We start from the raw sequence: 19,054 nt of genomic DNA, 5'->3' as shown, positions 1-19,054 counted from the left end.
TTGTCTGCTACAATCAATGTGTGACCAATAGTTACCATTTTTACATACGCTACCAAAACTCACTAAATCTGTATAAATTTACTATAGTTTAAAACTGGAAGAAATCGTCTTGAAAGAAGAACAGAATTATTGGACCCAACGTTACGAAGACCTACAAACAGGTTGGGATATTGGTTATGCCTCTACCCCTATAAAAGAGTATGTAGACCAATTAAAAGATAAGTCAATCGAAATATTGATTCCTGGTGCTGGTAATGCCTATGAGGCGGAATACCTATGGAAAAAAGGATTTAAAAATGTGCATATTCTTGATATTACCGATGTTCCTTTAAAAAAATTCAAAGTGCGAAACCCAGATTTCCCCGATGCACATATTCATAATGCCAATTTTTTCGAGTTTCAGGGTCAGTATGACCTCATTATAGAACAGACCTTTTTTTGTTCTTTTGTACCTACAGAAACGAATAGAAACGAGTATGCCAAACACATGGCAAAACTTTTAAAACCAAGTGGAAAACTAGTTGGAGTATGGTTTGATATTCCCTTAACCGATGATATGGAAAAACGCCCTTTTGGAGGAGATAAAAATCTATATATCAGTTATTTATCCTTATTTTTAAAAACGATCACTTTCGATCCCTGCTATAATTCTATTGCACCAAGACTAGACAATGAATTGTTTGGTATTTTTGAAAAAAAATGAGGTGAGCGATCTCACAACTATTTAAGGGTTAAGTGGTCTTGCCTCTACCCCTTCAGTTGTAATTTGAACAGGCTTTATTGAGCCATCATTTCTAAATTCTAATTGATCCATACAGGTTACTCGATGATCTCTACCTTCATTAGGGATGGGCCTTCTATGATACACCATAATCCATTCATCAGTATTGGGAACATTGATTACAGAATGATGACCGGCACCTGTGGCAATTTCGGGGTCAGATTCCAAAATGGTTCCCATGCGTTTATAAGGTCCAATAATGCTATCGGCCATGGCATAGGCTACTTTATACGAATTGTCGGTCCAATTGCCTTCAGACCACATAAAATAATAAGTTCCATTTCTTAAGAATACAAAAGGGCCTTCTACATAACCCTCGGGTGTAATCTCCTTAAATAAAGATCCATCTTCCCAAGGTGTAATTTCTGTAAAATCAGCATTCAACTTACCCAAATTACAATGGCCCCATCCACCATAAAATAAATAGAAAGTACCATCAACATCCTTAAAAACAAATTGGTCGATTGGCTGGGCATCATTGTAAAAATCAGCTATTAAGGGTTTGCCCAAATAATCTTCAAAAGGTCCTTTAGGCGTATCTGCCACGGCAATACCTATGCCGCCATAATGGTTTATATCGTTATTAGGATCATACGAATTTCGACCCGGGCGTTGAATATCATTGGCTCCAAAAAATAAATAATACGTGTTCTCCTTTTTAATAATAGAAGGTGCCCATAAGGCCTGTCGCAACCATGGTATATTCGTAGTATCTAAAATGCGTTCATGTTTGGTCCAATTAACCAAATCGGGACTAGAAAAGGCATCAAAAAATAGTTGCTTTTCAAAAGCGTCTGAATAGGTCGGGTATACCCAATACTTATCCTCGAACACAACCGCCTCAGGATCTGCATACCAACCATTGAAAACAGGGTTGCCAGATTTCTCCAATACCTTTGCAACAGGAGGTGTCTTATGATCAGTTTTACAGGAAACTAAGACAAATGCAAACAACAACAAACCAATACTATTGACTTTAAAGCTCATAAATCATTCATTTTTTCAAAAGTAAAATAATATTTCCCATATTTGATTTAAGCTTTCTTTAATTCTAAAAACCTAAGTATCAATCAACCCCGATCTAATGATTTTTTCCCATTAAAACAATATCGTTTCCATATCCTCGTCTTAACAACACTTTAAGAAATCGACCCATCCTTTTCCAGTATATTTAGACACCTAACTAACAAACCAAAAAATGACAAGAAGTTTACTCTCCCTATTGCTGCTATTCGCATCTTTTTTCGTGACTGCCCAAGAATTTAAAATGGACCTCGTACAGGACTTGAAACCCCGCAATATTGGGCCTGGTGGCATGAGTGGCCGTGTTACGGCTATTGATGTGGTCAATGCCAACCCTGATATAATGTATGTTGGTACCGCTTCTGGCGGACTCTGGAAATCTAATTCGGGAGGTATCAAATGGGAACCCATTTTCGATAAAGAGGTTACGGCTTCTGTCGGTGCGGTTGCTATTCAACAAAACAATCCTTCAGTTATTTGGGTCGGTACAGGTGAAGGTAATCCTCGAAATAGTTTAAACGGCGGTTACGGCGTTTACAAATCGTTAGATGGCGGTAAAACTTGGAAAGCGATGGGTCTAGAAAAGACAAGACACATTCACCGTATAAAAATCGACCCAATGAACCCTAACACCGTTTATGTTGGTGCCATTGGTTCTCCGTGGGGCGAGCATCCGGAACGTGGAGTCTTTAAAACTACCGATGGTGGCGAAACTTGGGAGAAAGTACTTTTTGTAAATAATAAAACCGGGGTCGCCGATTTAATTATGGACCCAACCAACCCGAACAAATTAATTGCTGCCATGTGGGAGCATAAACGTGAACCTTGGTTTTTTAATTCTGGTGGATCTGGTAGTGGTTTGTATATGACCCATGACGGAGGCAAGAATTGGAAAAAATTGACCGAAGAAGACGGGCTACCAAAAGGTGATTTAGGTAGAATCGGTGTTGCCATTGCCCCTGGAAAACCCAATGTTATCTATGCTTTGGTTGAGGCGAAAAAAAATGCGCTTTACAAATCTGAAGATGGTGGTTTTAAATGGAATAAAATTAATGATAAAGGGGATATCGGAAATCGACCATTTTACTATTCTGAAATTTATGTAGATCCAGACAATGAAAATAGGGTCTTCTCTGTATTTACCTATGTTAACGTTTCACAAGATGGCGGTAAAAACTTTAATCAACTAATGCCTGCATACGGTGTTGACAATGGGGTTCACCCAGATCATCATGCTTTTTGGATACATCCAAACAACGGCCAGTTTATGATGGACGGCAATGATGGTGGACTAAACATTTCTAAAGATGGTGGAAAAACATGGCGATTTATCGGTAATCTTCCAGTGGCTCAGTTCTACCATATTGCAACCGACAACGAGTATCCTTATAATGTTTATGGAGGTATGCAAGACAACGGATCTTGGAGAGGGCCTGCTTATGTTTGGAAAGCACAAGGTATACGTAATAGTTATTGGCAAGAAATTAGTTTTGGTGACGGTTTCGATGTCGTGCCCGATCCTGTTGATTCTAGATATGGCTATACGATGAGCCAAGAGGGCTATGTACAGCGTTTTGATTATCTAACAGGTGATAATTATATTGTACGCCCTACACCGCCAGATGCGAATACCAAATTGCGTTTTAATTGGAACTCGGCTATAAGTCAAGATCCATTCGATAATAGCACCATTTATTTTGGTAGCCAGTTCGTACATAAAAGTGCTGACAAGGGATTAACATGGCGTGTTATTTCGCCAGATTTAACTACTAATGACCCAGAAAAGCAAAAACAAAGTGAAAGCGGTGGTTTGTCTATGGATGCTACAGGCGCAGAAAACCATACCACCATATTGGTCATAGAACCTTCACCGGTTGAAAAAGATATGCTTTGGACAGGTTCTGATGATGGGCGTGTTCATTACACTCAAAATGCCGGTCAAACTTGGATCGATGTAACGGCTAATATTAAAGGTTTACCAAAAGGAAGTTGGATTCCGCAGATCAAAGCTTCTTCACGAAATAAAGGTGAAGCACTTTTAATCGCCAATGATTATAGAAGATTCAATTATACACCTTACGCCTACCGTACTAAAGATTACGGTAAAACATGGGCTAGAATTGTAGATGCGAATGATGTAGATAGCTATGCCCTTTCGATTATTGAAGACCCAGAAAATCCTAATTTAATGTTTCTAGGAACAGATGACGGTCTGTATGTTTCTTTTAATGCTGGAGAAAAATGGCAAAAATGGACGGAAGGCTTCCCAACCGTTTCTACTAAAGATTTGGCCATTCATCCTAAGGAGCATGACTTAGTGATTGGAACTTTTGGCCGTGCAGCATGGGTGTTAGATGATATTCGACCCTTACGCGCCCTAGCTTCCGATAAAAGTATCTTGAATAAGGAAATCGATTTATTTACTCCCCCTACTGCGTATCAAGCAGCATACCAGCAACCTACAGGAAGTCGTTTTGGTGGTGATGCTATGTACCAAGGTGAGAACAGAAAATCTGGCGCTATGATTACCTATTACCTGAAAGAAGGGAAGAAAAAAGAAGATGGTACGAAAGATGAAGACAAAGAGATTGCTTCGCTAGCGAGCAATGACAAAGACGATGTTGAGAAAAAAGAAGATGCTTCTATAACCGATAAACCAGAATTGACCGGGGTACAAAAGAAAGATTCCGTTCAGTTCGATTTTTACGACGGAGACCGATTAATGCGCACCTTAAAATATAAAACTCCAGAAAAAGCCGGTTTCCATAGAATTTATTGGGGCATGGATGAAAAAGGTGGGGATAGACCTTCAAGAAAAGTTCAGACGAAAAAGAACGAATCTAGTGGTGTAGCTGTAAAACCGGGCACCTATACCATTAAAATGATGTATGGTGATTTGGTTGAAGAACGTAAAATAACAGTAAAACCAGACCCACGACTAGAAGTTTCTACAACAGGAATAAGCGAGGTTTATACCAACGGAAAGTTACTTGAATCATTTATGCAAGAAGCTGCCGATGCTGTTAAACAACTAGTGGTGAGCAAAGAAGTAGCAGAGCAGTTTCAGAAGGATTTAAAAAAACTAGACGAAAAGAAATACAAGGAACAGATTGATGCATCAAGGAAAATAGCTAAACAAATAGACACCGTAATGACCTTATATTTAGGTAAAGAAGATAAAAGGCAGGGAATTACACTTGATACGACAATGACGGTTATGGAACGTATTTGGACAGCTAGAGGATATGTTGGTTCTCGTAAAAAGGGAATGACCGATACCGAAAAACAATTGATACAATTTGCAAAAGAGGAATTGGAATCGGCTTTGATAAAAACCAATTCTTTTTTCTCTACCGATTGGAGCGATTATAAAAGTAAAATGGAAAACTTGAAACTTTCACCGTTTAAAGAGACGAAAGTTTTTAAATTAAACTAATACTAGACGACAAATTAATGAGAAAGGTTTTTTTCTTACTAGTACTATTTACAGCAATTCTAACTACAAATGCCCAAACCGAGGTAACAGGCGAAGATGCACTAGGTAATTGGTTTATGTATTTCGGCACCAATAAAATAGCTGAAAAGTGGAGCATACATACCGAAGCACAGTTCCGATATTACGAGACTGCATCCAATTTCAATCAGCTGCTATTGAGAACTGGGATTAACTATCACATTAACCCTGATGCAATTGCAACATTAGGTTATGGTTTTATTGAGACGGACCCAAGCTATACCGAGTTTGATATTATTGCTAGCGATATTTTGATTTCTAATAATTCTATTTCTGAACATCGGCTTTTTGAACAGTTTATACTTAAGAATAAAGTATGGGAATTTAATTTTGAACACCGATATCGATTGGAACAACGTTTTGTGCAAAATAATTACGCTGGTACAAGCAATACATTACACCGAGCGAGATATAGACTTCAAATGACCGTTCCTTTCACAGATATTTTCTTTTTGAACTTTTACGATGAAATTTTCATCAATCTTCAGAATGAAGCATTTGGCCAAAATCGTTTGTATGCGGCCGTAGGCCTTAATGTTACCGATAACTTAAGTATGCAATTCGGCTATTTAAAAAATCATTTTAGAAATACTGATTTTGACCGTTTGCAATTAGGTGTTTTTTACAATACTGATTTGAGAGAAATATTCAACAAAAAAGTAAATAATATTGATTAATATTTAGTCCCTGTAATTGTTTTTGTCATGCTATATAATCAGTAACTTTATAATGAAAATAAATCACTTGAAAATGAAAAAAATAACATTCACATTCCTTAGTGCTCTAGTAATACTTATTTCAAGTTGTAAGGATTCCAAAAAAAATCAAGATAATAAAGACGTTGAAGTTGCGGCGAAATCTTCCGAAATGTTCAGCCTAATTCCAGATTCAACAAAGGTCAGTTTTACGGCATATAAAACAACTGAAAAACTTCCTGTTGGTGGACGATTCCAAAAAATCAACTTTACAAAAACCAATAGTGGCGAAACGGCTATGGAAGCTTTAAACGGTACAGAATTCAGTATTCCCGTAAGTAGCCTTTTTACCAATGATCCTACTGGAACTAGAGACCCAAAAATTTTAGAATTTTTCTTCGGAGTGATGAAAAATACTGAATTGATTTCAGGGATATTCAAAGTTGAAAACAACAAAAGTTCCATTGATATTACCTTAAACGGTGAAACACAGAATATTCCACTTTCATATGAGATGAATGGAGACTCTAAAATCACTTTTAAAGGAGTAATGGACTTGGAAAATTGGAATGCTTTGGATGCTGTTTCGTCTATTAACAAGGCATGTGCGGTTTTGCACACTGGTAAAGATGGTATTAGTAAAACTTGGAGCGAAGTCGCTTTACAAGCAGAAGTTACACTACAAAAAAACAACTAACTTAGTAAACCAAGTCATTGATACTGATGGAGTTTCATTTATAGATCATTTTTAACGTTCACCATTTAATAGATAACGTCAACCATTTTGTTCGTTTGAAATTGATTGTTAAAATGGTTTATTTGAAGTATAATTAAAACATATATACACTATGAAAAATATTAAAATATTAGTTCTTGTTCTAACTGTGGCAGGTTTTTATAATTGTAAAGATGCAAAGAAAGAGGCCGACAACGTAAATATCGAAATGGATAGTGAAATGGAAAAAGTAGCTGAAGAAGTTACGACCAACCGTATTTCTATGCTAATGGAACCTAAAAGTGATAGTGAGGTATCTGGTGAAGTAAGCTTCGTTGAGAATGATGGGAAAGTTACCATGACCGCTACCTTTACCGGACTTACTGAAGGGGAACATGCCATTCATATTCACCAAACTGCAGATTGCTCTGCTGTTGACGGCTCTTCAACTGGTGGTCATTGGAATCCCACCAATGAACCACATGGTAAATGGGGTGATGCAAAAGGATATCACAAAGGTGATATCGGTAATTTTACGGCAGAATCCAATGGCGAGGGTATGGTCGAATTTTCTACGGACCAATGGTGTATTGGTTGTGATGATGAAAACAAAAATATAGTCGGCAAAGGACTTATCGTACACCAGGGTACCGATGATTTAACTAGTCAACCAAGTGGTGCTGCTGGTGCTCGTATTAGTTGTGCCGGTTTAATTCAATAGAATTAAAAATGGATTTATTAAAAGCTGTTCTAGGAGCAGCTTTTTTTATTTAAAAATGGATTAAAAATTACCAATACTCGCCTATCTAAAATTTAAATGTATTGAATTTTGGGTGAATTGTAAAGATGGTTATACCAAAGCAATCAGCAGTGTTCATTAGTACTGAGTCATATTCAGAAAAACAGCACCTTTGGTAGTTTCTTCATTAACACTACCAAATAAATATGTAGGGTATTACTCCTAGACCATCAATAAAATATAAATAATGAAGTCAATACTATTTCAAAATAAAACAAAAGAATATGTAAATTATTGAATACGTATTCGACAAAAGGCTACATGAACCGTTTATTTATTATTATATAACTAGGCTGTCTTAAAAAAAGACCATGAAAACTAAATTTTATTTGTTGCTAACCGTGTATACACTATTCTTCACTGATAAGAACGATCTACAAGCACAAAATTCAACTTCTCCAATTACAGATTTTAATGAATTATCTGAATCTTTTTTACAACGAATAAAGAAAAATGAAGATACCCAAGATCTACAAGATGTATTAGCAAATACCTCTATTAAAGAATTAGAAAATGCCCTTGACACCAATGATAAACGTTTGGCCTTTTGGCTGAATATCTACAATGCCTACATACAGGTTATTTTAAATAAAAACCCCAATTTATATAATGATCGTGGAATTTTTTTCAAATTAGAACAAATAAAAATTGCAGGCGAAACGGTATCATTTGCCAAAATTGAACACGGACTTATTAGAAAATCGCAATGGGAATATGGTTTGGGTTATATAAGAAAATGGTTCCCTAACAAATTTGAGAGAAGGCTGCGGGTAAACAAACCTGTTTTCAATGTACATTTTGCATTAAACTGTGGAGCCAAAGATTGCCCCCCTGTTGCAATTTACGAATGGGAACGTTTACAAGAACAATTTAGTAAAGGCACTAAAAACTATCTTGTGCGAACAACATCATTTAAAGCAGATTCGAAAAAAGTTACAGTTAACTCCTTATTCAGTTGGTTTAGGGGTGATTTTGGCGGAAAAGAAGGAATTAAAAATATATTAAAGAAGAACGGTCTTATTCCTGTTACTGAAGGTATTGAACTTAATTACGATAACTACGATTGGACTTTAGATCTTGACAATTTCATTGATTTATAGTTTTCTTTACATTCGTTATACGTAATGACCTAAGTTTTCTATTTACCTCTTTTGCCGAAATTAATAACTAGAATGGTAACTTTGCAACTGAAATTGCAAATTAGATTTCGCTCTCATTTATGAAAGCTAGCCTAGGTTCCCTCAAAATAATATGCATTGTTTGCTTCATCCTTTTAGGTATACTATCTGCCACTAAATTAGATGAATTAAAATTTTCATTCGATTTCAGTCATTTTTTTCCAGAGGAAGACCCAGATTTAGCATTTTATGATTCATATGTTAAAGAGTTCGGAACCGATGATAATTTTTTACTCATTGCAGTTGAAAATAAACCAAATGTATTTCAGCAAGATTTTCTAAATAAATTTCAAGCATTTTCTCAAGAAAGTAAGGGTTTTGAGTATGTATTGGAAAGTAATTCTTTAACGACACTCTCCTACCCTTTAAAAACTTCTTTTGGCTACACAACATTACCAATATTTCATATAAATGACCCTCATCAATATCAAAAAGATTGGCATAAAATTCAAGAAGATTCTCTGTTCATAAATGTCCTTATTGATAAGAAAGGAGAATCTTTGGTACTGGCTTTACAGACCGTGGATAACTTAAATTATAAGCAGTCTGAGGTATTGCTAAATACAATACGAACTTCTTTAAAAAGTAACAAATTAACTAATTATCATATACTGGGTAGGGCCTTTTTTTATGAAGCCATAGTAGAAATGCAAAGAAGTGAAGTTTTAACCACTACTATAGTCGCTTCAATTTTAGTTTTCATTATTCTTCTATTAGTTTATAGGAGTATGCCTGTAGTTTTGATTTCGGTTTTTTCGATAGCCATGTCCTTATTACTTTTCATGGGATTATTAGCTGCTTTAGGAAAAGAACTGAATGCTATGGCCGCATTTTACCCAGTATTAATGCTCATTGTTGGTACTTCCGATGTTATTCATCTCACCGATAGTTATATTCGAAAATTGCAAAGTGGTATTTTTAGATATGATGCAATTATTTCCTCACTGAAAGAGGTTGGTATGACTACTTTACTTACTTCGATTACCACTGCCGTTGGTTTTGTGACTCTTCTTTCTTCTAGACTAGTAAGTATTCAAGAATTTGGAATTAACGCGGCAATTGGGGTTATAGTGGCCTATACTACTGTAATTTTATTGACTGGTTCTCTCTTAATAAGTCTTCCAGAGAAAAAATTAATTGGACGTAAAAGTATTTCTAAAAATTGGGTCAACGCTCTTTTAAAGATAAATACGTTTACTAAAAACTATCCCAATGCTATTATTTTGGGTACTTTGGTTTTTACGTTTTTCTGTTTTCTTGGTATTTATCTAATAAAAACCAACAACGAGTTTAAACAAACGCTACCTGCAAAAAGTGAAATTGCTAGAGATTTCGAATATTTTCAAAATAACTATGCTGGCTTCAGACCTATAGAGATTGCGGTAATGAGCACAGATGGCCATAAGGTTACTGATTTCGAAATTGTTCAGGAAATTGAAAAACTCCTTACCTATTTAAAAACAATTAAAATTATTGGGAATATACAGTCAGCCAATTTGCCGTACAAAATTATAAATAAAGCTAATAATCTGAATAATGCTGCATTTTTCACCTTACCAGACGACAAAGCAACATTTATAGAATATCAAAAAGATTCACGTAAACTAGCCCGAAAACAATTGGCTCGGTTTATCAATGGTGACGAAACCGTTGCACGGATTAATGGTAAATTACAAGATGTAGGAACCGATAGCTTAAAAATTATTTATAATAGTATTGACAGTTTTGCAAAAACTAATCTAGATACTACTCTCGTTACGGTTAAAGTGACCGGCAAAAGTATATTACTGGACAAAAACTCAGAATATATTAGAAGTAGTTTGTTAGAAGGCCTATTGTATGGCCTATTGTTGATTGGTGTAATTATGGCATTTGTTTTTCGAGATATTAAAATCTTTTTAATTTCTCTTGTTCCGAATGTTCTACCAATTCTATTTGCAGGAGGAGTTTTAGGATTTTTAGGCATACCCTTAGAAGCTTCGTTATCTGTAGTTTTCGCAATTGTATTTGGTATCGCCGTTGACGACACTATACATTTTTTAGGAAAGTATAAATTAGGTATTACGCAAGGCTTGGACAAAGAGGCTGCGCTTGAAAAAACTTTCGCCCAAACTGGCAGAGCATTGGTCATCACCACCATTATCCTATTTTTCGGATTTTTGGTCATGCTATTTTCTATTCACCAACCAAGTATAACCATAGGGTTGATAATAAGCGTAACCTTGGTGACAGCTTTAATATTAGACTTGCTTTTATTACCTGTGCTGCTAAGAAAATTAATTAAATAGAACTGTTTGTTCTGTGAAGTGTTCTTTTTAGTGATCTATAGGCAAAAATAGTTCTGCCAACTAAAAAAATCATAAAGCTAATCCATAATGTAAAAAGTAGGTATTCCATAACACTAGTAGTTTTAGGTGGTTACTTTTAGTTCACATTTTTAAGATGCCCTGGCACTTTAAATGTATTTGGTCGATAAATATATGTATTTCAACCATTAAAGTCTTAAATAACGTTAAATTTTCGATGAAATACATACAAATTTTAATGTAATTATTCAAAATTCATAGTATTGAAGAACAATTTTCCCTAAAATAAACCTATAACCCCTATAAGTTAAAAGTTCTGTTTCAAATGTTAAAACTAAATTGGTATTGTTTTTCCTTTATAATCGTAAGCGCACCAATGCAATAAGAAATATTTATAGGTTTGAATCATAAAATCTAATCCGTTTAATTAGCTAACTTTGCATCTTTAAATATCATAGATATGAACCCGTCTGCCTCAGGTTGGATTGAAAAATATGGCTCCGTCGTTCAAAAACACCAAAATGCTTTTCCAAATTTTGACGCCTTGTATAATACACTGAAAAAGAGTGGGTTCGTGTACGGTTTAAATTCTGGGATACCCGATTTTATTCATCCTGAACATATATTGTCTGAAGATGAAAAGGCTAAAATCAATTTACTTAATGCTCTATATTTTACATACTTTTTAAATCATGGAGGTGATTTTAATAACTTTGTTGAGCGAGTTTATAAGTTCTATGAATTTTTAGAAATTGATACTTCGGGATTCTTCGGAAAGCTCTTTACCGGTAAAAAAACTTCTGCCAAGCTCGAAAAATTAATGGCCTCTCGAATTTATATCGAGGATAATATTTTTAGTAAAACTTTTAATAGCCTTATTACCAACTCCTTATTATTTGTAGATGTATTACTTTTTAAACACTACCTAAATAATATTGAAGATCTAAAAACAAAGGCAGAGGAAATTGAATATTTAGCTATAAATATCACATATCACGCTCTTAGTTCGAAAGAACAAAATAGAAAAGACAATAAGCTTTCTCAATTATTGGCTTCATCATTGACTTATATTAATAGTGCAGGCAGCACATTTGATGGTTCTTATAGAGATAGGCTACTAGCAAATAAAGAAACCTGGGAGAATAGATATCTATTAGATATGGCCTGTTTGACAGTTTGGGAAGATCACTCGTTAGATTACACGGAATCTGAATTTATATTTGGGATTGGTAAGGATTTAGGAATTGAAAATCACCTTATTTCTGAATGTATAATGCATGTTACAGAATTTTTTAAGCAAAATCTTGATACCATACCTTATTTAAAGGAAAAGAACCTTGCTCATCAGTTCTATGATAGCATGGGAAAAGTTGTAAAGAAACTTATCTTACGTAATAGCAAACGGCTACATAAAGAACTATCACAGAGCGCCGAACTTGTGGCTTTGCTTTCAAAATCGACCATTCGAGATTTAAGCAGAGAAGAAAAGAAAAAGGTTCAAAATCAACTTTTAGATATTTTCAAGAGTATCCCGTCTTTGGCCATTTTTATATTACCAGGTGGCGCAATTCTACTTCCGATTTTTATTAAACTTATTCCTAAGTTACTACCTTCTGCTTTTGATGAAAATAGGATTGACGAAGAAAAATAAATACTTTAACTTACTATTAATCAAAATTCTAACAGATCTATTCTAACCAAAGCTTAAAGTCCTTTACCTTTTCTCTACTTACAATAATTTCTAGTTGGGGATTATTACTTAATTTAATCTGAAGCCTAGAATTCGTATAAGAAATAATATCTTTTATATAATCGATATTAACATAGAACTTTCTACTTACCCTAAAAAACACCTGTGGTTTTAACTCATTTTCAAGTTGTTCTAAGGTTGTATCCAACAAATAATCTCGGCCGTCTTTTGTAGCGGCATAGGTCCCTTTATTTTCACTGTAGAAACACTCAACATCTTCCGAATTAATAATTTTTATATGTTGCCCCACTTTAGCCGTAAAACGCTTTTTGTATTCCCGCTCTAAAGGATTTACCAATAATTTTTTAATATCCTCAAAATCTAGAGCTATCGTATTGGGTTCTTTTGCCGATTTAAATCGTGTTTGATATTTACGTACCGCATGCTCTAAATCTTCATCATCGATAGGTTTTAATAGATAATCAATACTATTTAATTTAAAGGCCTGTAAGGCATATTCATCAAAAGCGGTGGTGAAAATAATGGCACTATGCACTTCAATAACATCAAATATCTCGAAAGAGAGACCGTCCGATAATTGAATATCTAAGAAGATAAGGTCGGGATGTTCATTATTCTGAAACCAGTTTATTGCCTCTTCTACCGAATGTAGCATGGTAGATACGTTTAAATCCAAACCCTCTAACATTCTACTTAATCTACGCGCGGCAGGCTTTTCATCTTCAATTATTATGGTCTTCATGGTTTGGTTTTTACTTTCAGAACGTAATTAATTTCTAGTTACTATTCGAATTCATATACTTTTGTATTTGGCGTTCTTCCCAAATCCTTACGCGTAACGAAAATTCGCCAAGTACCCTTATTCCGTGTATAGCGAGTATAACTCCCCAAACTATGGTGGTACCAAATACATTCCAATCTATCCACTCTAAAAATTCGGGATTTCCTAGTGCATTTTTATTGATCAGAATAAAAGTGAATTTATGTCTAAATAAGTACAACATGAGGTTTATAATAACAAATGCTATGGCGTGATAGTAAAAACCCCTAATGGAGGCCACTTTTATTTTTGCTCTTTCATATTTAGACAATACACTATTTTTCATCTCTTTATGATCTTCATAGCCCTTTTTCGTTTCCATATTATCTATATTTATCTGCTTCTTCCTTTTCCTTCTCTACGTATTTCTTTATTTGTCGCTCTTCCCAATCTTTTGAAAAAAACGGACTATAATTAAACACTTTTGCCGCGTGGAATGCCAAACCTATTCCCCAGAAAAAAGGAGTTGAAAGGGTTCCTATATTAAAAAATGCCTCGCTAAAAGATTCACCACTACTCATTCTTGCCATAGTGGTAATGGTACATATGAAAGCGTTCACCAAGATATAGACTAAAAGGTGAATATAGAATCCCTTTAGTTCTTTTACTTGCTTTTGTGCTCTAGCTAATTTGTCTGACTGTTCAAATTCGTTTAATTCCATCGTTTTGTATTTTCTTCTTGTTTTATAAATTCTTGAATCTTTCGCTCTTCCCAATCTCGGTTCATAAACGGATTCAAGTTAAAGATTTTATTTGCTTTTATAAATAAGCTGATTCCTAATCCGAAAACTACCCACAAAAACCAGGGGTGCTCCCATTCATTTACATAATAGTTTATAGAGGCGACGATGAGTATGGTAAACAACGCTGAAGCTACCTTACCATAAAACATTTTTATTTCATTTACCCGCTCTCGTGCTTTTAAATATTTCGTAGTATCCATGATCTTTGGTTAATTAGGTTATGATTCTTGCATGAATTCTTTAATCTTTCTTTCTTCCCAATTCTTTCCGAAAAGTGGGTTATATCCATAGGCATATAGACCGTTCATCAATAGGCCGAACCCCCAACCTAATGCGGGAAATATTGCCCAAGGAAAATCGGTTGTTCTATAATTGATATAGGTTAGAACTGGTATAACAATACAATATGCCAATACATTACCATAAAAGCCTTTTATTGCCTGTACCTTTTCTTTTGCCTTTTGATATTTATAATTCTGGCTGTTTGTGAAATTTGATTCCATCTTTAAGTGATTTTAGGTTACTACTATTTGATTTCTATACTTCAAATTTCGGGAGATACTCTTGGTTTTAAAAAATTGAACTACCCAGTTGTAACTTTATGTGACTGAATTGTAAGTTTGCTCAATTCTAGTATAAATGAAATGGTTGCAAATTGAATTGAAGAGTTCTGAATTGTTCTCGATACCTGCCTTCTACAAGGCAGTCAATTTTATTTCACCTTTTCACTTCGTATTATTCCTCTCGAACAAATATTGTTTTTAAGCATTGAATACCATATGCTTTCTTAGCACTTTCAATTTGCTCTGCTTCGGTTGGTTTTGGATAGAGGAGGAATTTAGGAGCAAAAATGTGCTTAGAATCACTAATTATAACTTTTGTTATAGAGGCAAACGGAAATTTACCATCTGTCATAGTATTCAAAACAATTTCCATTTTAGAGAATTCTGAAGATGATTTCAGCCGTTACTTTTACCTGAAAGCCTTTCAGTTTTTAATATATCAATAGAGCTAATGCAGACGTTCTTGTTCTGTTTTATATTACACACGGTTTGTGGCGATGCAATATTCGCAACAATGATACTATCGCTTACAAAATAGCTGAAAATCTCTTTAAGAGAAACATTGGGCATATTTGCAGCAGATGACGTGGCAAGCCAGCACAGGACTCTTGCGCTTATCCCATCTTTAATCTCTGCTGTCAGCTTCATTACTTATCAGATTTAAACTACTATTAGAAGTCATCCTTTTCCATGAATTCCCTTATTTTCTTCTCTTCCCAATTTTTACCGAAAAGAGGGTTATACCCATATGCTTTTAAACCATGCCCCAACAAACCAAACCCCCAACCAAGTGCCGGAAAAATTACCCACGTAAAACTGGTTGTTCTATAATTTATATAGGCTAAAACAGGAATTACGATACAATATGCCATAAGATTACCATAGAAACCTTTAATGGCCTCTACCCTTTCCTTTGCTTTCTCATACCGTTTAGAACTAATAAATGTTTCTTGGGTTTCCCTAAACGAAACAGCACTGGTCAACATAGGCAGACGTACCTTAAATTCTTTAGCAGTTTTAAAGATTTGCATTTCTTTCTTGGTTAGAATTGCATAGCGCTGGCGTATATTCTGCAAGCCTACACCACTGCTCTTTTTCACCACTTGCTTCTCCTGTAAATTATTGGTTACGTATAAATAATCATCTTCCTCATAAATTTTTATATGTAATGGTTTAGAGGATGTTACCACATTATGCTTCACTGCGTTCTCTAATAACAACTGAAGTGACAAGGGTACTATTTTAGCCTCAGGATTTAATGCCTTATCAGGAATTTCAAATTTTATACTGTCCTCAAAACGCATTTTTAATAAGCGCACATAGGTCTTCGCAAACTGAAGCTCCTCATCTACAGAAATTAGATTTTTACTTTTCTGTTCTAGCACATATCTATATACTTTAGATAGCGAGGTTGTAAATTTTTGTGCCTGTTCAGGATCTTCCTCTATTAGACTTGTCAATACATTAAGGCTATTGAATAAAAAATGAGGATCTAATTGGTTTTTTAATGCATCGAATTTAGCGGATGCAGAACCGGCAATAATTTTTTGCTCTTTTACTTTGGTATCCTGTAGTGCTTTATAAAAGTAAAAAGCATGTAAAAAAAGTGATACAATTAGAGTTATTACTATGGCGTAAATATAATACTCAGATTTTTCGGTAGCGATAAACGTATTAAAATCAATACCGAATAAAACAACTTCTGTAAACCATCGTACTATGGCAAAAGCCAATACAGTTAGTACAATAGATCCTAAAGCGCCAATCCACAATCTCTTTTTAGTATGCTTGTCCCAACTATAAATCTTTGAGATATATAGATTATAATAGGCATTTACGCAAGTAAGCACAAGGGCGTAAATAAAACTTACCCAAGTAAATTGAAGTTCTCTATATAGGCTTATGGTATTCCAATCTGCAAATAACAATTGAACTATCACCATAGTAACAGTGATAACGATACTTGCTCTCAATACCTTTAAAAAATTACCCATGCATTATACCATTTTGTGCGAATTCCTCAACATTGCCTTATGGTGCTTAAAATTAGCGATTTCCATTAACAACGGTGAAATCATTCATAGAAGGACTCATAAATAGCAAATTTGCAGTATTCACTTCAGTATAAAAAAAATTACAGTCCGAAATGTCAATAAAGACATCCGAACTGTATTTCACTATATATAAAGGTTGGTTGTATTCTATTTTGAAAAAGTAAACTCTGGTAATTTTATGATTTCACCACCCTTTTCGGCAGATTCATGTGATAATATACCCACACAGGTAATATTGGCAGATTGTTTTGCATTTGGGTAGGGTGATGTACCATTTACCAATCCGTCAACAAAGGCATGTACTAAATGTGGGTGAGAACCTCCATGACCGGCCCCTTGGGTAAATGATAAATGCTGATTATCGCCTTCATCGTAAACACCATGGGTTGTAAAGGGTTGAATCTCCTTTGGTAATAGTTTTGCGAAATCTGGACTCTCTACTTCCTCGGGAATTTCTGGTTCTGGTTTCTTGGCCGTATGCACTACTAATGGCTTACCTTCTATTAAAGGCCATTCTACCGACTTTTTAGAACCATACACTTCAAAACTTTCTCTATACTGTCGTGCTACATCGAACAAAGAACGATACACTTGGGCACTCAAATCTGAATTTCTGAATTTTATATGGGTGGTTTCTACCGCGTATGGAGAGTTGTACTCTTTAATCAATTCTTCTCGAATAGTACCTGAACCAAAACATGATACATATTCTGCCTCATCCCTGGTTAAACCAAGCACAGGACCAACACAATGCGTCGCGTAATGCATTGGTGGAAGTCCAGGCCAATAATTAGGCCATCCGTCCATATCTTGTTGATGACTTGCTTTTAAAAACTGAACCTTTCCTAATTCGCCATTCTCATACAATTCTTTCATATATAGAAACTCCCTGGCATAAACTACTGTTTCCATCATCATATAGGTGAGTCCGGTTTTCTCGGTAAGTTCTACGATCTGTCTACATTCATCAACCGTAGTCGCCATAGGAACAGTACATGCAACATGCTTACCCGCTTTTAGTGCTTGAATAGATTGTTGGGCATGATTGGGTATTGGTGTATTAATATGAACCGCATCTATCTCATCATCTTTCAACAATTCCTCAAACGAAGTATATCTTTTAACTATGTCAAAAGCATCGGCAATCTCATTTAATTTTTCTTCGTTTCGTTGGCAAACCGCGACCAATTCTGCATTAGGGTGTTTTTTATAGATGGGTATAAACTCTGCTCCAAAACCTAGACCTACGATTGCTACTCTTATTTTTTTCTCGCTCATTATATGCTCTTAATCGTTAAATGTTTGTTTTAAAAATTTTAATCCTTGCTGGGCAAATTCATCTTGACTTTTGGCCATGGTTTTCCAAATACATACCGCAGCGGCCAATTCTTTTATTTCTGGGGTAAAGCTTTCAATAACCAAACCTCCGCTATACTTTATATCATCAAGACCAAGCTTAAAATCGGTCCATGGTGTAAGCCCTGTACCAGGCACACCCCTATGGTTTTCAGAAACCTGCACATGAATTAATTTATCGCCAACGGTATTAATGGCTTCTCTAATATTCCTTTCTTCGATGGTCATATGAAAACCATCTAGCAAAACACGTGCTGATGGATGATTGATATCGGTAACCAATCGCATTACATCTTCTGCAGTATTGACCATATCAGACTCGAACCTATTCAAAGGTTCTAAAGCTATTGACAGTTCATGACCGGCCGCCATAATACATACTTCCTGTAAATTATTCACCGCTAAATCCCATTCAACCTTACGCTGCTCTGGTGATACCATGCGTGCCTTACCTACCGCAGAATACATAGGGCCAGCCAAAAAATCTACTTCTAAAATATTACATAATTCAAAACATTGCTCTAAATAATCAAAACACTGTCTATGTACTTTTGGGTCTTCATGGGTTAGATCTTTGGTAGGACCAAAAGCACCACAAACCGAAACCTTTAATCCGTTATCAGAAAGGGCTTTTTTAATTTCTCTTGCATCTATTAAAAGTGGATCTTCTACAGGTATCTCTACAAGATCATACCCCAATTTTTTAATCTTCGGAAATAATTCTATGCTTTTACTGGTAAATGGCGATTGCCACAACCATGTACTTACCCCAAAATCTATTTTATTGCTCATTTAA

19 protein-coding genes are annotated in these 19,054 nt (G+C 35.1%); 8 read left to right on the top strand and 11 right to left on the bottom strand.

Annotated features, from left to right (window positions below; all coding sequences use genetic code 11):
• The first annotated feature begins 109 nt into the window (after positions 1-109).
• The gene (locus AACZ49_RS14010) at positions 110-703 is read left to right on the top strand and encodes a methyltransferase domain-containing protein (RefSeq protein WP_339656094.1); all 594 of its coding nucleotides are present in this window, start codon (positions 110-112) and stop codon (positions 701-703) included.
• Positions 704-724: 21 nt separating this feature from the next.
• Here the strand turns inward: AACZ49_RS14010 and AACZ49_RS14005 are convergent, their stop codons facing one another.
• On the bottom strand, positions 725-1,768 hold the full coding sequence (locus tag AACZ49_RS14005) for a glycoside hydrolase family 43 protein (RefSeq protein WP_339656092.1): 1,044 nt from the start codon (positions 1,766-1,768) through the stop codon (positions 725-727).
• A gap of 211 nt (positions 1,769-1,979) precedes the next feature.
• On the opposite strand from AACZ49_RS14005, the gene AACZ49_RS14000 reads away from it, so the two are divergent.
• The 7 genes from AACZ49_RS14000 to AACZ49_RS13970 all read left to right on the top strand — a co-directional run bounded on the left by AACZ49_RS14000 (position 1,980) and on the right by AACZ49_RS13970 (position 12,662).
• Entirely contained in the window at positions 1,980-5,240 is a 3,261-nt protein-coding gene (locus tag AACZ49_RS14000) for a hypothetical protein (protein WP_339656090.1), read from the top strand.
• A 17-nt stretch (positions 5,241-5,257) separates the two neighbouring features.
• Entirely contained in the window at positions 5,258-5,995 is a 738-nt protein-coding gene (locus AACZ49_RS13995; protein ID WP_339656087.1) for a DUF2490 domain-containing protein, read from the top strand.
• Between the two features lie 73 nt (positions 5,996-6,068).
• Positions 6,069-6,710 carry a YceI family protein gene (locus AACZ49_RS13990; RefSeq protein WP_339656085.1) on the top strand — a complete coding sequence of 214 codons (642 nt, stop codon included), beginning with the start codon at positions 6,069-6,071 and terminating at the stop codon, positions 6,708-6,710.
• Positions 6,711-6,861: 151 nt separating this feature from the next.
• Entirely contained in the window at positions 6,862-7,449 is a 588-nt protein-coding gene (locus tag AACZ49_RS13985) for a superoxide dismutase family protein (protein ID WP_339656083.1), read from the top strand.
• Positions 7,450-7,838: 389 nt separating this feature from the next.
• Complete coding sequence (locus AACZ49_RS13980) at positions 7,839-8,627, top strand: DUF547 domain-containing protein (protein ID WP_339656082.1); 789 nt, start codon at positions 7,839-7,841, stop codon at positions 8,625-8,627.
• Positions 8,628-8,746: 119 nt separating this feature from the next.
• Positions 8,747-10,993: an MMPL family transporter gene (locus AACZ49_RS13975; RefSeq protein WP_339656080.1), complete on the top strand. Its 2,247-nt coding sequence runs from the start codon at positions 8,747-8,749 to the stop codon at positions 10,991-10,993.
• A gap of 478 nt (positions 10,994-11,471) precedes the next feature.
• Positions 11,472-12,662, top strand: coding sequence for an LETM1-related biofilm-associated protein (locus tag AACZ49_RS13970; protein WP_339656079.1), 1,191 nt, complete (start codon positions 11,472-11,474; stop codon positions 12,660-12,662).
• A 37-nt stretch (positions 12,663-12,699) separates the two neighbouring features.
• On the opposite strand, the gene AACZ49_RS13965 is transcribed toward AACZ49_RS13970, so the two are convergent.
• The 10 genes from AACZ49_RS13965 to AACZ49_RS13920 all read right to left on the bottom strand — a co-directional run bounded on the left by AACZ49_RS13965 (position 12,700) and on the right by AACZ49_RS13920 (position 19,050).
• Positions 12,700-13,464, bottom strand: a complete 765-nt coding sequence (locus AACZ49_RS13965; protein WP_339656076.1) for a LytTR family DNA-binding domain-containing protein — start codon at positions 13,462-13,464, stop codon at positions 12,700-12,702.
• 34 nt (positions 13,465-13,498) lie between these two features.
• Positions 13,499-13,864: a 2TM domain-containing protein gene (locus tag AACZ49_RS13960; RefSeq protein WP_339656074.1), complete on the bottom strand. Its 366-nt coding sequence runs from the start codon at positions 13,862-13,864 to the stop codon at positions 13,499-13,501.
• 1 nt (position 13,865) lies between these two features.
• Entirely contained in the window at positions 13,866-14,204 is a 339-nt protein-coding gene (locus AACZ49_RS13955) for a 2TM domain-containing protein (protein WP_339656071.1), read from the bottom strand.
• A complete protein-coding gene (locus AACZ49_RS13950; RefSeq protein WP_339656068.1) occupies positions 14,195-14,485 on the bottom strand; it encodes a 2TM domain-containing protein in 291 nt (96 codons plus the stop codon). The genes AACZ49_RS13955 and AACZ49_RS13950 overlap by 10 nt, the downstream gene beginning before the upstream one ends.
• 18 nt (positions 14,486-14,503) lie before the next feature.
• On the bottom strand, positions 14,504-14,788 hold the full coding sequence (locus AACZ49_RS13945; RefSeq protein ID WP_339656064.1) for a 2TM domain-containing protein: 285 nt from the start codon (positions 14,786-14,788) through the stop codon (positions 14,504-14,506).
• A 232-nt stretch (positions 14,789-15,020) separates the two neighbouring features.
• Positions 15,021-15,221, bottom strand: a complete 201-nt coding sequence (locus AACZ49_RS13940; RefSeq protein WP_339656061.1) for a hypothetical protein — start codon at positions 15,219-15,221, stop codon at positions 15,021-15,023.
• A gap of 23 nt (positions 15,222-15,244) precedes the next feature.
• The gene (locus AACZ49_RS13935; protein ID WP_339656058.1) at positions 15,245-15,496 is read right to left on the bottom strand and encodes a pyridoxamine 5'-phosphate oxidase family protein; all 252 of its coding nucleotides are present in this window, start codon (positions 15,494-15,496) and stop codon (positions 15,245-15,247) included.
• Positions 15,497-15,519: 23 nt separating this feature from the next.
• Positions 15,520-16,842, bottom strand: a complete 1,323-nt coding sequence (locus AACZ49_RS13930) for a 2TM domain-containing protein (RefSeq protein ID WP_339656055.1) — start codon at positions 16,840-16,842, stop codon at positions 15,520-15,522.
• A 207-nt stretch (positions 16,843-17,049) separates the two neighbouring features.
• Positions 17,050-18,180, bottom strand: a complete 1,131-nt coding sequence (locus AACZ49_RS13925) for a Gfo/Idh/MocA family oxidoreductase (protein WP_339656052.1) — start codon at positions 18,178-18,180, stop codon at positions 17,050-17,052.
• Between the two features lie 9 nt (positions 18,181-18,189).
• Positions 18,190-19,050 (bottom strand): sugar phosphate isomerase/epimerase family protein, encoded by an 861-nt coding sequence (locus AACZ49_RS13920; protein ID WP_339656049.1) that lies wholly within the window; start codon positions 19,048-19,050, stop codon positions 18,190-18,192.
• Between the last annotated feature and the right edge of the window lie 4 nt (positions 19,051-19,054).

The organism is uncultured Maribacter sp., assembly GCF_963975365.1.
In the GTDB taxonomy this organism is placed as follows: Bacteria; Bacteroidota; Bacteroidia; order Flavobacteriales; family Flavobacteriaceae; genus Maribacter.
This window is presented reverse-complemented; position numbering and strand designations above follow the sequence as displayed.

Excerpts from the sequence above, each read along its gene's own strand:
- AACZ49_RS14005 (WP_339656092.1), bottom strand. The coding sequence starts at position 1,768 with ATGAGCTTTAAAGTCAATAGTATTGGTTTGTTGTTGTTTGCATTTGTC.
- AACZ49_RS14000 (WP_339656090.1), top strand. The coding sequence starts at position 1,980 with ATGACAAGAAGTTTACTCTCCCTATTGCTGCTATTCGCATCTTTTTTC.
- AACZ49_RS13995 (WP_339656087.1), top strand. The coding sequence starts at position 5,258 with ATGAGAAAGGTTTTTTTCTTACTAGTACTATTTACAGCAATTCTAACT.
- AACZ49_RS13990 (WP_339656085.1), top strand. The coding sequence starts at position 6,069 with ATGAAAAAAATAACATTCACATTCCTTAGTGCTCTAGTAATACTTATT.
- AACZ49_RS13985 (WP_339656083.1), top strand. The coding sequence starts at position 6,862 with ATGAAAAATATTAAAATATTAGTTCTTGTTCTAACTGTGGCAGGTTTT.
- AACZ49_RS13980 (WP_339656082.1), top strand. The coding sequence starts at position 7,839 with ATGAAAACTAAATTTTATTTGTTGCTAACCGTGTATACACTATTCTTC.
- AACZ49_RS13975 (WP_339656080.1), top strand. The coding sequence starts at position 8,747 with ATGAAAGCTAGCCTAGGTTCCCTCAAAATAATATGCATTGTTTGCTTC.
- AACZ49_RS13970 (WP_339656079.1), top strand. The coding sequence starts at position 11,472 with ATGAACCCGTCTGCCTCAGGTTGGATTGAAAAATATGGCTCCGTCGTT.
- AACZ49_RS13965 (WP_339656076.1), bottom strand. The coding sequence starts at position 13,464 with ATGAAGACCATAATAATTGAAGATGAAAAGCCTGCCGCGCGTAGATTA.
- AACZ49_RS13960 (WP_339656074.1), bottom strand. The coding sequence starts at position 13,864 with ATGGAAACGAAAAAGGGCTATGAAGATCATAAAGAGATGAAAAATAGT.
- AACZ49_RS13955 (WP_339656071.1), bottom strand. The coding sequence starts at position 14,204 with ATGGAATTAAACGAATTTGAACAGTCAGACAAATTAGCTAGAGCACAA.
- AACZ49_RS13950 (WP_339656068.1), bottom strand. The coding sequence starts at position 14,485 with ATGGATACTACGAAATATTTAAAAGCACGAGAGCGGGTAAATGAAATA.
- AACZ49_RS13945 (WP_339656064.1), bottom strand. The coding sequence starts at position 14,788 with ATGGAATCAAATTTCACAAACAGCCAGAATTATAAATATCAAAAGGCA.
- AACZ49_RS13940 (WP_339656061.1), bottom strand. The coding sequence starts at position 15,221 with ATGGAAATTGTTTTGAATACTATGACAGATGGTAAATTTCCGTTTGCC.
- AACZ49_RS13935 (WP_339656058.1), bottom strand. The coding sequence starts at position 15,496 with ATGAAGCTGACAGCAGAGATTAAAGATGGGATAAGCGCAAGAGTCCTG.
- AACZ49_RS13930 (WP_339656055.1), bottom strand. The coding sequence starts at position 16,842 with ATGGGTAATTTTTTAAAGGTATTGAGAGCAAGTATCGTTATCACTGTT.
- AACZ49_RS13925 (WP_339656052.1), bottom strand. The coding sequence starts at position 18,180 with ATGAGCGAGAAAAAAATAAGAGTAGCAATCGTAGGTCTAGGTTTTGGA.
- AACZ49_RS13920 (WP_339656049.1), bottom strand. The coding sequence starts at position 19,050 with ATGAGCAATAAAATAGATTTTGGGGTAAGTACATGGTTGTGGCAATCG.